Here is a 14,588-nt window from a genome sequence, read left to right as displayed (position 1 = left end):
TCTGAATAGGCGGCGGTGAGCAGCATTATCGTCGGCCGGAAAAGACACCGAATAATAGGGTTAATTTGCTTTTTCGCCGGTCTTGCGCCGCCAGAGCGGTCCTTACCGCCAAAATTCAGCCTTTGCTGACGTTATGAGGTCATTATGGAACAGCCAATCGCAGTTACCCGCCAGTCTTTCGACGACTGGATGATCCCGGTTTATGCCCCTGCGGATTTTATTTTGGTGCGGGGAGAAGGCTCACAGGTTTGGGATCAGCAGGGGAAATCCTATATTGATTTCGCCGGAGGCATTGCCGTCAATGCTCTGGGCCACGCCCATCCGCAGGTGTTAGCGGCGCTGGTCGAACAGGCAGGCAAGCTTTGGCATCTGGGCAACGGTTATACCAACGAGCCGGTGTTGCGCCTGGCCAAACAGCTGATTGATGCCACCTTTGCCGACAAAGTATTTTTCTGCAACTCCGGCGCAGAAGCTAACGAAGCCGCGCTGAAGCTGGCGCGCAAATATGCCCTGGATAGTGGCAACAGAGAAAAGAATCAGATCGTCGCGTTCAATAACGCGTTTCATGGGCGCACCCTGTTTACCGTGTCTGCCGGGGGCCAACCAAAATATTCACAGGATTTTGCGCCACTGCCTGGCGGTATTACCCACACGCCGTTTAACGATCTGGCGGCGGCTGCGCAAGTGATTAATGACCGTACCTGCGCGGTGATCGTTGAGCCGATTCAGGGTGAGGGCGGTGTGGTACCGGCACAAGCGCAATTCCTGCAAGGGTTGCGTGAACTTTGCGATCGCCACGGCGCACTGCTGATCTTTGATGAGGTGCAAACCGGCGTGGGCCGAACGGGTTCGCTGTATGCCTACATGAATTACGGGATAGTGCCGGACGTGTTGACCACCGCCAAGGCTTTGGGCGGCGGTTTCCCAATCGGCGCGATGATCACTACCGACAAACTGGCGAAAACACTGGGCGTTGGTACTCATGGCACCACCTACGGCGGTAACCCGCTGGCGGCGGCAGTGGCTGGTGTGGTGTTCTCGCTGATTAACACGCCGGAGGTGCTCGATGGGGTGAAGCAGCGTCTCGAGTGGTTTATCGCCGGGCTGACGCAAATCAACCTACAGTATCCGATCTTTAGCGAAATCCGCGGGGCGGGTCTGTTAATTGGTTGTGCTCTGAACCCGGAATATGCCGGTAGAGCCAAGCAGATCACCCAACTGGCTAACGAGGAGGGGGTGATAGCCCTGATCGCAGGCCCGGACGTGGTGCGCTTTACGCCTTCGTTGATCATCCCTGAACAGGATGTGAAAGAGGGGCTGGCGCGATTCGCGCGTGCTGTGGCGCGGATTTGCAGCTAATCAAGGCGGCTGCGCCCGGTGCGCAGCCGATGACTTCCGAGGTTCGCATTATGATGATTATCCGCCCCATAGAGCGCCGTGACCTGGCTGACCTGCTGACGCTCGCCGGTAAATCCGGTATTGGCCTCACCTCTTTGCCGCAGAATGAAGAGACGCTGTCGGCACGTATTGAGCGGGCGTTAAAAACCTGGCAAGGCGAACTTCCCCAAAGCGATCGCTGCTATCTGTTTGTGATGGAGGATACCGAACGGCAACAGGTCGTTGGCGTCAGCGCGATCGAAGTCGCGGTTGGGCTGACTGAACCCTGGTACAGCTTCCGCGTGGGTACCCAGGTGCATGCCTCAAAGCAGCTTAATGTCTATAAATCGGTGCCAACGCTGTTTTTAAGCAACGATCATACCGGCCATTCGGAACTCTGTACGCTGTTCCTCGATCCGGACTACCGCCATGGCGAGAATGGCAAACTGCTGTCAAAGGTCCGCTTCCTGTTTATGGCCGCATTCCGCAACCAATTCTCCCGCAAAGTGATCGCGGAGATGCGCGGTTATTCCGATGAAAATGGCCGTTCCCCCTTCTGGGAAAGCGTTGGCCGCCACTTCTTTTCTATCGAGTTCGCCAAGGCGGACTATCTCAGCGGCACCGGGCAAAAGGCGTTTATCGCCGAACTGATGCCGAAACACCCGCTGTACGTCGACTTTCTGGCCGAAGATGCGCAGAAGGTGATCGGCGAAGTTCACCCGCAAACCGCACCAGCGCGCAAGCTGCTGGAAGCCGAAGGGCTGCGCTACCAGGGCTACGTCGATATCTTTGACGGAGGCCCGACGCTGGAAGCCGAGATCGACGAGATCCGCGCGGTCAAGCGCAGCAAACTGGTGAAGGTGGTGCTGGATGATGCGCAGGTATTCAGCGAGGCACCGGCCTACCTGGTGGCCAACGACAACTATCAGAATTATCGCGCCCTGTTGGTGCATGCCCAACTGCATGATGACCGCTTGCGTATCAACGCCGAGACGGCTGCGGCGCTGGGTGTCGAACAGGGGAGCCCGGTACGGGTCATCAAGCTTATTGCTCAGGAGAAAATGTAATGTCTCATCCTGCATTGTTAATTAATGGCGTCTGGCTGGCTGGCCGGGGCGCTGAATTCAGCAAAACCGATCCGTTGGATAACCTGCCGCTGTGGCAAGCCAATTCGGCCAATATTGACGACGTGACTGCGGCCTGCACAGCTGCACGCGAGGCTTTTCCTGCCTGGGCGCGCACGCCGTTTGCACAGCGCGAACAGTTGGTAAAACGCTTCGCGGCGTTGCTGGAAGAGCATAAACAACATCTGGCCGAGACCATCAGCCGTGAAACCAGTAAACCCCGCTGGGAAACCTTGACTGAAGTTCAGGCGATGATTGGCAAGGTGGGCATTTCATTACAGGCCTATCAGGCGCGTACCGGGGTAACGGAAACCGCGATGGCCGACGGTGCTTCGGTGCTACGCCATCGGCCGCATGGCGTGCTGGCGGTGTTTGGCCCGTATAACTTCCCTGGTCACTTACCGAATGGGCATATCGTTCCGGCGTTGCTGGCGGGCAACTGCGTAGTGTTCAAACCCAGCGAGTTAACGCCGTTGACGGCGGAGGTGACGCTACAGCTGTGGTTGCAGGCGGGTTTGCCGGATGGGGTGATCAATCTGGTGCAAGGTGGACGTGAAACCGGTGAGGCCTTGGCAAGCTGTACCGGTATTGATGGGCTGCTGTTTACTGGCAGTGCTGGCACCGGCTATCACCTGCATCGACAACTGGCCGGTCAGCCAGAAAAGATCCTGGCGTTGGAGATGGGGGGCAACAACGCGCTGATCGTCGAACAGGTAGAAGATTGTGACGCGGCGGTGAATCTGGCCATTCAATCGGCGTTTATTTCTGCCGGACAGCGCTGTACCTGTGCTCGCCGTATTTTGGTGAAAAACGGGCCGCAGGGCGATGCCTTTATTGCGCGTTTGGTTCAGGTGGCGTCTACGCTTCGCATTGGCCGTTGGGATGCTGAACCCCAGCCGTTTATGGGCGGGGTGATTTCCTCCGCTGCGGCAGAGAACATGCTGGCAGCTCAGCACCATCTGTTGGCATTGGGCGGCAAAGCTTTGTTGACTATGAAATCGCTGGAGAGCGGCAGCGCGTTATTAAGCCCCGGCATTATCGATGTGACCGGCGTGGCGGACGTGCCAGACGAAGAGTATTTTGGCCCGCTGACCACGATCATTCGTTACGACCATTTCGACCAGGCGCTGCGCATGGCTAATAACACGCGCTATGGCCTGTCCGTTGGGCTGGTGTCCCCGCAGCGGGAGCAGTTCGAACGGCTGTTGCTGGAGGCGCGAGCCGGTATTGTCAACTGGAACAAGCCGCTGACTGGGGCTTCAAGTGCGGCACCTTTCGGTGGTGTAGGGGCTTCCGGCAACCATCGTCCAAGTGCGTTCTATGCGGCAGATTACTGCGCTTGGCCGATGGCTTCGCTGGAAAGTGCCAGTCTGACGCTGCCAACCAGCCTGTCACCGGGCCTGATATTTAACTGATCTGCCCCAGGCATTACCGTTCGCAGTTTACAGGAGAGCAAAATGTCCGGATATGAAGTCAATTTTGATGGGTTGGTTGGCTTGACGCACCACTATGCCGGGCTGTCGTTTGGCAACGAGGCTTCGACGCAGCACCGTAACAGCGTGTCGAACCCCAAGCTGGCGGCAAAGCAGGGGTTGCTGAAAATGAAAGCGCTGGCAGATATGGGCTTCCAGCAGGGCGTGTTGCCACCGCAGGAACGGCCTCATCTCCCTACGCTACGTAAATTGGGCTTCAGCGGCAGCGACGAGAGCGTACTGGCCCAGGCGATGCGCACCTCACCGCGCCTGCTCTCGGCGCTCAGTTCGGCCTCATCCATGTGGACGGCCAATGCCGCGACGGTTTCGCCTTCGCCAGACAGTCAGGATGGCAAAGTGCATTTCACCGCCGCCAATCTGAATAACAAATTCCATCGCGCGATTGAGGCCGAAACCACCTCCAGCGTGCTGCGTGCCATCTTCAAAGATCAGCAATACTTTGCTCACCATGATGCCTTACCGCAGGTGGCACTCTTTGGGGATGAGGGCGCCGCCAACCATAACCGCCTTGGGGGCGACTATGCCAAACGCGGGGTGCAGGTCTTTGTATATGGCAAGCAGGAGTTTGGTGGGGAGAGTGCTCCCATGCGTTACCCGGCTCGTCAGACGCGCGAGGCCAGTGAGGCGATCGCCCGCCTGCATCAGTTGCACGAGCAACACACGGTATTTCTGCAACAAAATCCAGCGGTGATCGACCAGGGCGTTTTCCATAATGACGTGATCGCCGTCAGCAATCAGCAGGTGCTGTTCCATCATCAGCAGGCGTTCCTGCACCAGCAGCAGGGGCTGGATCAAATCCGCCGCAAGATGGCCTCGCTGGAGACGGAACTGGTGGCGATAGAAGTGCCAACCTCCCGTGTCAGCGTAGGGGATGCGGTGGCGACCTACCTGTTTAACAGCCAGATCCTGACCAAAGCCGATGGCAAGATGATGATCGTGGTGCCGGAAGAGTCCCGCCAGCATCCGGGCGTTTGGCATTATCTGTCGGAGATGGTGGCCAGCGGTGGGCCAATCGACGAGATAAAGGTGTTCGACCTGCGCGAAAGTATGCGCAACGGCGGTGGCCCGGCTTGCCTGCGTTTACGCGTGGCGCTGAACGGTGCCGAGTTGAGGGCGGTGAACCCACGGGTGATGATGAACGATACGCTTTTCGCCACCCTGAACGACTGGGTAGACCGCTATTACCGCGATCGTCTGGTACAGGAGGATCTGGCAGACCCGCAACTGCTGCATGAAGGGCGTGCGGCTCTGGATGCCCTGACTTCTATCCTTGGGCTGGGTAATGTTTACCCGTTCCAACAGTAACCGGAGGCAATAGTGAGCAATTTATTGGCCCTAACGTTGGCTGGAACTCCACCCGCCACCTCCCAGGGTGAAAATGCTGCACTGCGCTGGAAGTGGCTGGGGGAAGGGCTATTGGAGCTCATTCCGCTGCAAGGCTATCGGCAAGCCGTGGTGCTTTCTGCCGGTATTCACGGCAATGAAACGGCGCCGATCGAACTGCTTGATCGGCTAGTGAACGAGATCTTCGCAGGCGTGCGGCCATTGGTGGTGCGCTTGCTGGTGGTGTTGGGCAATCCACCTGCGATGCGAACCAATCAACGTTATCTGGCAAGCGATATGAATCGCATGTTTGGTGGCCGCCATCAGCAGTTTGAGCCCTCTGGTGAAACGGCGCGGGCGCAGCAGTTAGAACAAGCGGTCAGCAGTTTCTTTGCCGGGGAGCAGGCTACCCGCTTTCATTACGATTTACACACGGCGATCCGCGGATCGCTGTTGCCACGCTTTGGTATCCTGCCCTATCAACCGCAGAGTTACAGCCCCGAGATGTTGGCGTTACTAGACGCCGCCGAGTTGGATGCATTAGTGATACATCAAGCGCCCGGCGGCACGTTCAGCCACTTTTCCAGCGAGCATGCGCAGGCGGCCAGTTGTACCCTCGAATTGGGCAAGGCGCGTCCCTTTGGCAGCAACGACCTGCAGCAGTTTTCCGCTATCAATAAAGCGCTGCAGGCGCTGGTCTGCGGGCAATCTCTTCCTTTGCGGGGGGAGGCTCCGATTCGGGTGTTCCGCGTCGAGCGGTCGCTGATTAAACGCAGTGAATCGTTCAAACTCTATTTAAGCGATGATACTGCCAATTTTACCGCTCTGCCGCAGGGAACTTTATTGTATGAGCAGCCGGGGGAAAGCTATCGGGTGCAGCATGAAAAGGAGTGGGTGTTGTTTCCCAACCCCAAGGTGGCATTGGGGTTGCGTGCAGGCATGATGTTGACCGAAGTCCCGCGTAGTACCCTGTTTTAATCTCACCCGTTCATTACGCCACAGGTAAGTGACCTGTGGCGCCGTTTTTCCTTTCACACTTTAATAGCGTAATTTATTTAATCAGTTGATAGGGTATTTTGCCTGTTACGTGCCATTACTCACTATGATTGACCCCAATGAGTAAAAAACAGATTAAAGATAGAATTACTCGCGCCATTTCTACTAATCAGATTGGTATAAGTTAAAAGTGTGAAATAAGTAACGTTATTGCTTAGCATGCTAATTTTGTGGTTATTCCAAAATCGTAGGTAAATCACACAAAATGAAACGTGTTTGCACCATTTTGGTGCTTAATAGCGTAGGCGTTATGGCTTATGCATTAAATATCTTTTTAAATCATTATATTATATTAGTATTTTAGTGAAATATTTAGTTACAAATAAACATGCTTTATGTGCGCTATTTCATGAACTTTTTTATTTTAAGTTTTTATTCATGATGCTAATGTCACATGGCGCTTTATTCAGGGGCGTAGATAAAAAAACAAAATGATAAAAATCACAGCCCAAAGCATAAATTGGGCGTGACGGGCAGCTTTTAATAAAATCTAGGAAAATAAATGATGAAACGCAGTGTAGTAGCCCTGGCGGTTGTTCTTGCCACCGCCGCCTCGATGGCCAATGCGGCCGAAATCTACAACAAAGATGGCAATAAACTCGACCTGTACGGCCGTGTTAACGCCAAGCACTTGTTCAGTGATAACAAATCTGCCGATGGCGATGCGACCTATGTGCGTTTTGGTTTTAAAGGCGAAACGCAGATTAACAGCGATTTGACGGGTTACGGCCAATGGGAATACAACGTCCAGGCTAACCACGCTGAGTCAGCGGGTACCGAAGGCACCAAAACTCGTCTGGGCTTCGCCGGCCTGAAATTCGCCAACTACGGTTCCTTTGACTATGGCCGTAACTACGGTGTGGTTTACGATGTAGAGTCGTATACCGATATGCTGCCTGAGTTTGGCGGCGACACCTATACTGTCACCGATAACTTCATGACTGGCCGTTCTACTGGCCTGGCTACCTACCGTAACCGCAGCTTCTTCGGTCTGGTTGATGGCCTGAATGTCGCCTTGCAGTATCAGGGTAAGAACGAGAATGACCGCAGTAACATCCATAAGCAGAACGGTGACGGCTATGGTATGTCTGTGGATTATCAGGACATCGGCGGTAGCGGCATTGGTGCTGCGGTAGCCTTCTCTGATTCTAACCGTACGCAGTCTCAAAAAGACGGCTTGTATGGTAAAGGTGACAGCGCTACGGCCTGGACTACGGCACTGAAGTATGACGCTAACCAGGTATATCTGGCGGCTATGTACGCTGAAACCCGTAACATGACCCCGATCACTGTCAACAAAACTGCTGGTTTTGCCAACAAGACGCAAAACTTTGAAGTGGTCGCGCAATACCAGTTCGAAAATGGCCTGCGCCCATCACTGGCTTACCTGCAGTCCAAGGGTAAAGATATTGAAACCATCGGTGATGTCGATCTGGTGAAATATATCGATATCGGTGCGACTTACTACTTCAACAAAAACATGTACACCTACGTTGATTATAAAATCAACCAGCTGAATGACGATAACAAGCTGAAACTGAACACTGACAACATCGTGGCAGCCAGCTTGACCTACCGTTTCTAAGTCGTATTCAAACCTCATTCCTGTGTCGGAACGTGGTCCAAAAGGCAGAGCGCAAGCTCTGCCTTTTTCGGTTTGGCTTGAGGGATCAGAAAGGAGCGTACTCGCTGGCAGGTAGCCAGAAGCCGTCGATAAAGTCTTCGATCGGAAAACAGCCAGCATGGCGTAACCGTTGTTCTTTCATTGCTACCAGGCATTGATGCTCATCACGCAGCACGTCGACGACGATGTCGGCACAGCCGCCATCCAGATAGCAAACGAACATCACCAATGCGTACATAACCTATCGCGTCCCCCATTAAGGCTCCAACCCCCATTGTAGGTAAAATTTGGCTGAATTTAGCTAATTAATACAAAAAAATAATAATTAACCAGACAAAAACGGCATTTTCAGAATTATGGCAGCGTTTAATCATCCTTAAGAGGATTGAAGTTCCGCTCTGTACTGCTAAGCTTAATGAGTTTTAAAATTTCTTAACTATCCAATCATTAACGGGAGCGAATATGGGATTGTTTAACTTCGTCAAAGAAACTGGCGCAAAACTGTGGGATACGGTGAGGGTCAAAGCGCCAAGCTGAAAGCGCACCTTGATAACAGTGGTCTGCCAGATACGGATAAGGCGGATGTTCAGGTCGTTGATGGCAAGGCTGTGGTTACCGGGAACGGTATCAGCCAGGAACTGAAAGAGAAAATTCTGGTTGCTGTAGGTAACGTGGCAGGTATCAGCGGCGTGGAAGATAATGTTGCAGTAGCACAACCAGAAGCGGAAAGCCGCTTTTACACCGTCAAGAAGGGCGATACCCTGAGCGCCGTTGCCAAAGAGATGTACGGCAACGCCAACCTGTACAACAAGATATTTGAAGCCAACAAACCGATGCTAAGCCATCCAGATAAAATCTACCCAGGCCAGGTATTGCGCATCCCACAATGATGCCGAAGGCCTAGGTAATCGAAGCTCGAACATAGAGCTGCGTGATCCGGCGCCCCATCTGGGGCGCTGTGCTGAAATTCCTCAACCAATGCGTACGTTCATACAGATGTTCACCTCTATACGTTTCCCAACCGCAGTTCGATAAATCCAACGAATGTTTCCAGTCCGCACGTGGGTGACTACCCCTGAGAATCTTGACCCTGTTGCAGAAAATTGGTAGCGTCTGCATGCAAGAAAAATCTTAGTTGTCACCAGCATAAATTTGGCTGTTGCTTGAGCCTGGAGTCACCCCTTTTTAGCATCAAGGTGTTATGGCTGGCGATAAGAGAGTAGAGGGTGTGAACACCCCATTAGACAACAAACATCAGGAAAACCATGGACAATGCGCAACGCGTCATCACAACGTTGACGGTGGTTGCTGCATATTGATCATTTTTACGTTGACGATCACACAGTGGGTGGGATTAACTTACTGTTTTTAGGAGATAAAATGGAACACAATCCGCATGATGAAACCAAGCTTATTGCGGTCATTGCCTTATTGGTCTCAGTGTTGCTTGTCGTGTCGATCCTGTTTGGCATCACGTATTTATCCGATCTGCGGCATATCGATAAAGAGGTCGATGCCAAAAGCTGTTACATCAAAGGGGGCTGAGGCCAGAGCTGCGTCTATCGCAATTCTTGATTCGGCGATGAAAAATTTTTGCCATATGCCTTGGTTTATTTGGGATTTAACGCACTAGCTGCGATTTAACCACTAATAAAGGTTGTGGCGAATTATTCGTTGGCAGCGTGTCGCTAAATTGGCAACGATCGTTAGATAGCGTTTTTCCCGCCACGGCAAAGCCGCTACAGCCCTAGCGTAGCAAGGGGCATCGCGTTTTTTGACAGTCTTTGTTTATGATGAATAGAGGGCATGGCCTGCGGACTTGGTTGGTTAACTTGCCTAAATAAATTCACTTTAATTATATTTAAGTTGAAATCAATAGTTAAAGTGAATGTATTTCTTAAATGTGTTTGTGATGTTAATCAAATATTGTTATTTACCCTGAATTAGCACGCTGTCGTAAATAGCGTAGTCCTGCTAAGCTAAGATTAATCTGTACGGAAATTCTGCCAGTCCTATTGCCGATGTAAGCGAGGTGTTTATGAGTCAATTACTCTCCCATGCAAGATTATCCCATGTTGTGATCGCCACGGCGGTGTTTTGGGTTTGCATTGCTGTACTCGTGGCGGTAGCACTAAAGTAACGCTGGATGACTAATCAACAGCCCTGACATAGCTAGCACACTCAGCCAACGGCTCCTTTCTGGGGCCGTTTCTTTTGTCGTCATTTAAACAGCCCGCTGCTGCTCACGCCATCTTCTGGTGAATAATATGTAGCGGAGGCTCTATATGCAGATCGACACTTAGATCCTGGCGGAAGTCATAGGGCGTAATGTTGAAACGCTTTCTGAACATGTAGGTGAAGTGTGATTGGGAGCCGAAACCAAAATCCAGGGCGATATCGAAAATGGAGGCCTCGCTGCTACGCAACTGGTACACCGCTCCGGCAAGGCGGCGCTCGCGAATGTACTTGCCCAGCGAGATCCCCGTCGCTTCTTTGAACAGCTTCTGCATATGCCACAGTGAATAGCCGGAATACTCGGCCAGCTCTTCAAGGTGGATCACTCGTCCCAAGTGGGTTTCGACCCATTTACTGAGTGCGCAGACTAGTGCGAGGTGATGTTCTTGTATCAATAACTTTACCCAATTGATTTTGTCGTTTAACCGCAGCGCAGAGCTTACGGCAGGCTCACTTAGCGTACCTTACAGGCCCCGGGTTGTCACCTTCGTGCCGGTTAAAGCGGGATCGTTTTGACCTTCGCCATCAGGCGGTCTGCCAGACGGACAATCTCTGCCGGATCGTCTGGAATAAACCCCATGGTGATCGCCATCCCCAACAGAACGTTATCCTGGCTGAAAATCGGGCAGGCTATCGCTCGTGCCCCAGGGATGCCTTCGGCAACATTGTAACGTACCGCATAGCCCTGCTGACGGATCTTTTCGAGCTCTTTAGCCTCGAGCAGTGGCGTAATAGAGCTATCAAACGCCTGATAGGCATAGCCTGCCGCACTGGCATTCATGGTGATGAGGGTGTTTTCAAGGTAATCGATATCAATATTTTTATGGCTGCGATTGTAGCGCGTCAGCAAGATGTTACCCCCTTGGCGCACCGCCCAGCCGGTGGAGTAGTTCAACTCATCGCGCAGCTCACATAGCGCATTATTGATGATTGTCGCCAGCGTCTGCTGTTTGCCTGCCGCCGCGGCCAGCGCCAACAGCTTGCTGCCAAGCGAGTAGCGGCTGGTTTCCTGCTCCTGATACAGCATCTGGCTACGGCACAGCGAAACCAGATATTTATGCAGCCGGCTTTTCGAAAGCCCACTGTGTTTGGCGATATCCGAAGCGCGGGCGTTTCCCCCCCAATGCGGTGACACTCTCTAATACCGACACGGCAATATCGACCGAATTTACGCCTTGAACTATCAATTTTTTTGTCATAGGCCAAGAGTATAATTGTGGGTATGAAGCGACTACAAGCCTTTAAATTCCAGTTAAGACCCAATGGTCAGCAAGAGCGTGATATGCGGCGCTTTGCTGGGGCTTGTCGTTTTGTTTTTAACCGCGCACTGGCGTTGCAGAACGAAAACCATGAGGCCGGTAACAAATACCTTCCCTATGTAAAAATGGCTGCATGGTTGGTTGAGTGGAAAAAAGCACCTGAAACTAAGTGGTTAAAAGAAGCACCATCTCAGCCTTTGCAGCACGCATTTAAAGACCTTGAACGAGCCTACAAAAACTTTTTTCAGAAACGGGCATCATTCTCTCGATTTAAAAAACGCGGTCAAAGCGACTCATTCCGCTACCCGCAAGGGGTGAAACTCGATCAGGTCAATAGTCGCATATCGCTGCCAAAGTTGGGGTGGATAAGCTACCGCAATAGCCGTGAGGTTGTGGGTGAGGTTAAAAACGTCACGGTCAGCGAGTCCTGCGGTAAGTGGTACATCAGCATTCAGACTGAATACGAAGTCACTGAACCGACTCACATCTCAACATCGATGGTGGGTCTTGATGCTGGCGTAGCGAAGCTCGCTACGCTATCAGATGGCACCATTTTTGAGCCTGTAAACAGCTTTAAATCCAATCAGAAGAAACTCGCCAGACTCCAGCGTGAAATGAGCCGTAAGGTGAAGTTTAGTAACAACTGGAAGAAGGCAAAGCGCAAAGTACAGAACCTGCATTCCCGTATCGGAAACATCCGTCGCGACTACCTTCATAAAGTCAGCACGACAATCAGCAAAAACCACGCAATGATCGTCATCGAAGACTTGAAGGTTGCCAACATGTCAAAGTCAGCGGCAGGTACCGTCAGCCAGCTAGGGCGCAACGTCCGGGCAAAATCAGGCTTAAACCGTTCGATATTAGAGCAGGGTTGGTACGAACTCCGCCGCCAGCTTGAATACAAACAGCTCTGGCGCGGTGGTCAGGTGTTGGTAATCAACCCAGCCTACACCAGCCAGAAATGCGCTCGCTGTGGTCATACAGAGAAAGAAAATCGCCAGTCACAAAGTCAGTTCGCGTGTCTGGGATGTGGATATACAGAGAACGCCGACATAAACGGCACTCGTAATATTTTAGCGGCGGGGCACGCCGCGTTAGCCAGTGGAGAGATGGCAGCTTTAGGCCGCTCGATGAAGCAGGAACCCACCGAAGTGAGTCAGACTTCGGTCTGAACGCTGCAGGGATCCTCGCCCTTTAGGGCGGAGAGGATGTCAACATAGCGTCATGGGCCAATTCCCCTAGTTCTGATGCAATAAACTGAGGTCGGTCCAGCCGCGCCACCGCTGAACGGCGGGCCGACCCAACATCCAGCAGAAAAAAGCCTCAATACAGGGCTTGCCAGCATTCGGAAAAACCAGCTAATCTGAACTTGCCCGCTACCGCAAATGCCAAGTAGTCCAGGCCAGCAATGTAATTAACCAAAACAGAGAGTCAGCCGTAACAACGCCACGTTGATGGGGTGATCGCATGTTAATGACAGTGATTATTACTCTTTTTGTGATCGTGGGCGTCGCCGCTTTTCTGGCAATGCCAGTGATGATGGTCAATAACACGCAAGGCGTGGGAGGTGAAGAACCGTGAAACTGGCTAGCAACCGGAACCTGCAATGTTAACTCGAAATTCACTCACAACCTGGTGACCGGCTCAGATATGGGCCGAGTCATCAACACTGTGTCAGCACGGTAATTCCTGCACGTTCCGCAACAAATCAGCCCGAAACGCTAAATCACCGCGTGAAGTGATGCGCATACTGCACTAACTGCTTGATGGCGCTACAATGAGCCTTATCTCCTCAACTTGCTCACGTATCAACGCGCTATCCACTTTTCCGGCCACAGTAAAGAGACCATAGCATTATGGAAATCAAGGATTACTACGCCATTCTAGAGGTTAAACCCTCAGATGATATCAAGGCTATCAAAACTGCCTACCGTCGCCTGGCACGCAAATATCACCCCGATGTCAGTACCGAGCCCGATGCCGAAACGCGCTTCAAAGAAGTCGCAGAAGCCTATGAAGTGCTGAAAGACAGCGAACGCCGCGCGGAATATGACCAAATGCGGCTGCATCGTAATGAGCCTAACTTTGGCCGCCAGACCCGGCATGAAGAGTATGGTGGTGCCGAGGATTTCTCCGACATCTTCTCCTCGATGTTTGGCCAGCGTGCACGTGGGCAGCCGCGTGCGGCCCGTGGGCAGGATGTTGAGATCGGCGTGGCGCTGTTCCTGGAGGAAACCCTCACTGAGCAAACTCGCACCCTGAGCTATAAGGTGCCGGTGTACAACGCCTTTGGTCAGATAGAGAAAGAGATTGCTAAAACGCTGAACGTGAAAATCCCGGCGGGTGTGGCAGATGGGGAACGTATCCGCGTGAAAGGCCAAGGTGTGCCGGGTATGGCTGGCGGAGCCAATGGGGATTTGTACCTGATCATTCAACTGGCACCGCATCCGTTGTTTGAGGTGATCGGGCACGATCTGGAAATCGTTCTGCCCTTGGCACCTTGGGAGGCGGCGTTAGGCACCAAGGTTTCTGTCCCCACGCTGGCGGACAATATCCTGTTGACCATCCCTGCGGGGAGCCAGACCGGGCAACGGTTACGGGTCAAAGGGAAGGGGCTGGTCAGCAAAAAAGAGACCGGCAATTTGTATGCGGTGATCAAGATTGTCATGCCGGCCAAACCCGATGCAGACAGCGCCGCACTCTGGCAACGACTGGCCGAGGCGAATCAGGCCTTCGATCCTCGTACGCAATGGAGTAAAGCATAATGGCCAAGCTACAGATAACCCTCACCATTACCGAGTTTTGCCTGCATACCGGCGTAACGGAAAGTGAACTGGCCGAGGTGGTGGGGTTGGGAGTGATCCAGCCCCGCGATCTGACGGTGGATGATTGGCTGTTTGATGATGGGGCGGTGGCGGCGTTTAATCGTGCCCAGCGTCTGCAACGTGAACTGGCTTTGGATTGGCCCGGCATCGCGGTAGCGCTGACGTTGCTCGATGAGATTGAACAGTTGCGCAGGGAGAACGCTCAGCTACGCCATCGTCTTGAGCGCTTTATCGCCGAGTGATGCCCCTCACCCTAGCCCTCTCCCACAGGG

At 52.8% G+C, this 14,588-nt stretch carries 13 protein-coding genes and 1 pseudogene; 11 read left to right on the top strand and 3 right to left on the bottom strand.

Features of this window, described 5'->3' with window-relative positions; all coding sequences use genetic code 11:
• Positions 1 to 144: 144 nt before the first annotated feature.
• The 6 genes from ACKWMY_RS16105 (at position 145) to ACKWMY_RS16080 (ending at position 7,958) form a co-directional block, all read left to right on the top strand.
• Positions 145 to 1,359: an aspartate aminotransferase family protein gene (locus ACKWMY_RS16105; RefSeq protein WP_074028584.1), complete on the top strand. Its 1,215-nt coding sequence runs from the start codon at positions 145 to 147 to the stop codon at positions 1,357 to 1,359.
• A gap of 50 nt (positions 1,360 to 1,409) precedes the next feature.
• The gene (astA, locus tag ACKWMY_RS16100; protein ID WP_024529739.1) at positions 1,410 to 2,444 is read left to right on the top strand and encodes an arginine N-succinyltransferase; all 1,035 of its coding nucleotides are present in this window, start codon (positions 1,410 to 1,412) and stop codon (positions 2,442 to 2,444) included.
• Positions 2,444 to 3,916: a succinylglutamate-semialdehyde dehydrogenase gene (gene astD, locus ACKWMY_RS16095; RefSeq protein WP_409486615.1), complete on the top strand. Its 1,473-nt coding sequence runs from the start codon at positions 2,444 to 2,446 to the stop codon at positions 3,914 to 3,916. The genes astA and astD overlap by 1 nt, the downstream gene beginning before the upstream one ends.
• Positions 3,917 to 3,958: 42 nt before the next feature.
• The gene (gene astB, locus ACKWMY_RS16090; protein ID WP_409486614.1) at positions 3,959 to 5,299 is read left to right on the top strand and encodes an N-succinylarginine dihydrolase; all 1,341 of its coding nucleotides are present in this window, start codon (positions 3,959 to 3,961) and stop codon (positions 5,297 to 5,299) included.
• A 12-nt stretch (positions 5,300 to 5,311) separates the two neighbouring features.
• Positions 5,312 to 6,295 (top strand): succinylglutamate desuccinylase, encoded by a 984-nt coding sequence (astE, locus tag ACKWMY_RS16085; RefSeq protein WP_409486613.1) that lies wholly within the window; start codon positions 5,312 to 5,314, stop codon positions 6,293 to 6,295.
• 580 nt (positions 6,296 to 6,875) lie between these two features.
• Entirely contained in the window at positions 6,876 to 7,958 is a 1,083-nt protein-coding gene (locus ACKWMY_RS16080; RefSeq protein WP_409486612.1) for a porin, read from the top strand.
• 85 nt (positions 7,959 to 8,043) lie between these two features.
• Here ACKWMY_RS16080 and ACKWMY_RS16075 read toward each other — a convergent pair whose 3' ends face one another.
• Entirely contained in the window at positions 8,044 to 8,235 is a 192-nt protein-coding gene (locus ACKWMY_RS16075; RefSeq protein WP_021181014.1) for a YebW family protein, read from the bottom strand.
• A 224-nt stretch (positions 8,236 to 8,459) separates the two neighbouring features.
• On the opposite strand from ACKWMY_RS16075, the pseudogene lysM reads away from it, so the two are divergent.
• A pseudogene (lysM, locus tag ACKWMY_RS16070) lies at positions 8,460 to 8,887 on the top strand (peptidoglycan-binding protein LysM).
• Positions 8,888 to 9,377: 490 nt separating this feature from the next.
• Positions 9,378 to 9,542, top strand: coding sequence for a hypothetical protein (locus tag ACKWMY_RS16065; protein WP_178380885.1), 165 nt, complete (start codon positions 9,378 to 9,380; stop codon positions 9,540 to 9,542).
• Positions 9,543 to 10,240: 698 nt separating this feature from the next.
• Here ACKWMY_RS16065 and ACKWMY_RS16060 read toward each other — a convergent pair.
• Both ACKWMY_RS16060 and ACKWMY_RS16055 read right to left on the bottom strand, forming a co-directional pair.
• Positions 10,241 to 10,627 (bottom strand): helix-turn-helix domain-containing protein, encoded by a 387-nt coding sequence (locus tag ACKWMY_RS16060; protein ID WP_024486415.1) that lies wholly within the window; start codon positions 10,625 to 10,627, stop codon positions 10,241 to 10,243.
• A 101-nt stretch (positions 10,628 to 10,728) separates the two neighbouring features.
• Positions 10,729 to 11,367: an IclR family transcriptional regulator C-terminal domain-containing protein gene (locus ACKWMY_RS16055; protein ID WP_409486611.1), complete on the bottom strand. Its 639-nt coding sequence runs from the start codon at positions 11,365 to 11,367 to the stop codon at positions 10,729 to 10,731.
• Between the two features lie 87 nt (positions 11,368 to 11,454).
• Between ACKWMY_RS16055 and ACKWMY_RS16050 the strand changes: the two genes are divergently transcribed.
• The 3 genes from ACKWMY_RS16050 (at position 11,455) to cbpM (ending at position 14,558) form a co-directional block, all read left to right on the top strand.
• Entirely contained in the window at positions 11,455 to 12,663 is a 1,209-nt protein-coding gene (locus ACKWMY_RS16050) for an RNA-guided endonuclease InsQ/TnpB family protein (RefSeq protein ID WP_409486637.1), read from the top strand.
• A gap of 684 nt (positions 12,664 to 13,347) precedes the next feature.
• Positions 13,348 to 14,256 carry a curved DNA-binding protein gene (cbpA, locus tag ACKWMY_RS16045; protein WP_024529730.1) on the top strand — a complete coding sequence of 303 codons (909 nt, stop codon included), beginning with the start codon at positions 13,348 to 13,350 and terminating at the stop codon, positions 14,254 to 14,256.
• Positions 14,256 to 14,558: a chaperone modulator CbpM gene (gene cbpM / locus ACKWMY_RS16040; protein WP_021181020.1), complete on the top strand. Its 303-nt coding sequence runs from the start codon at positions 14,256 to 14,258 to the stop codon at positions 14,556 to 14,558. Before cbpA ends, cbpM begins: the two co-directional genes overlap by 1 nt.
• Positions 14,559 to 14,588 lie beyond the last annotated feature (30 nt).

The organism is Serratia sp. J2, assembly GCF_046269175.1.
Taxonomy (GTDB): domain Bacteria; phylum Pseudomonadota; class Gammaproteobacteria; order Enterobacterales; family Enterobacteriaceae; genus Chania; species Chania fonticola_C.
This window is presented reverse-complemented; position numbering and strand designations above follow the sequence as displayed.

Excerpts from the sequence above, each read along its gene's own strand:
- astD (WP_409486615.1), top strand. The coding sequence starts at position 2,444 with ATGTCTCATCCTGCATTGTTAATTAATGGCGTCTGGCTGGCTGGCCGG.
- astB (WP_409486614.1), top strand. The coding sequence starts at position 3,959 with ATGTCCGGATATGAAGTCAATTTTGATGGGTTGGTTGGCTTGACGCAC.
- ACKWMY_RS16050 (WP_409486637.1), top strand. The coding sequence starts at position 11,455 with ATGAAGCGACTACAAGCCTTTAAATTCCAGTTAAGACCCAATGGTCAG.
- ACKWMY_RS16065 (WP_178380885.1), top strand. The coding sequence starts at position 9,378 with ATGGAACACAATCCGCATGATGAAACCAAGCTTATTGCGGTCATTGCC.
- ACKWMY_RS16080 (WP_409486612.1), top strand. The coding sequence starts at position 6,876 with ATGATGAAACGCAGTGTAGTAGCCCTGGCGGTTGTTCTTGCCACCGCC.
- ACKWMY_RS16105 (WP_074028584.1), top strand. The coding sequence starts at position 145 with ATGGAACAGCCAATCGCAGTTACCCGCCAGTCTTTCGACGACTGGATG.
- cbpA (WP_024529730.1), top strand. The coding sequence starts at position 13,348 with ATGGAAATCAAGGATTACTACGCCATTCTAGAGGTTAAACCCTCAGAT.
- astA (WP_024529739.1), top strand. The coding sequence starts at position 1,410 with ATGATGATTATCCGCCCCATAGAGCGCCGTGACCTGGCTGACCTGCTG.
- ACKWMY_RS16075 (WP_021181014.1), bottom strand. The coding sequence starts at position 8,235 with ATGTACGCATTGGTGATGTTCGTTTGCTATCTGGATGGCGGCTGTGCC.
- cbpM (WP_021181020.1), top strand. The coding sequence starts at position 14,256 with ATGGCCAAGCTACAGATAACCCTCACCATTACCGAGTTTTGCCTGCAT.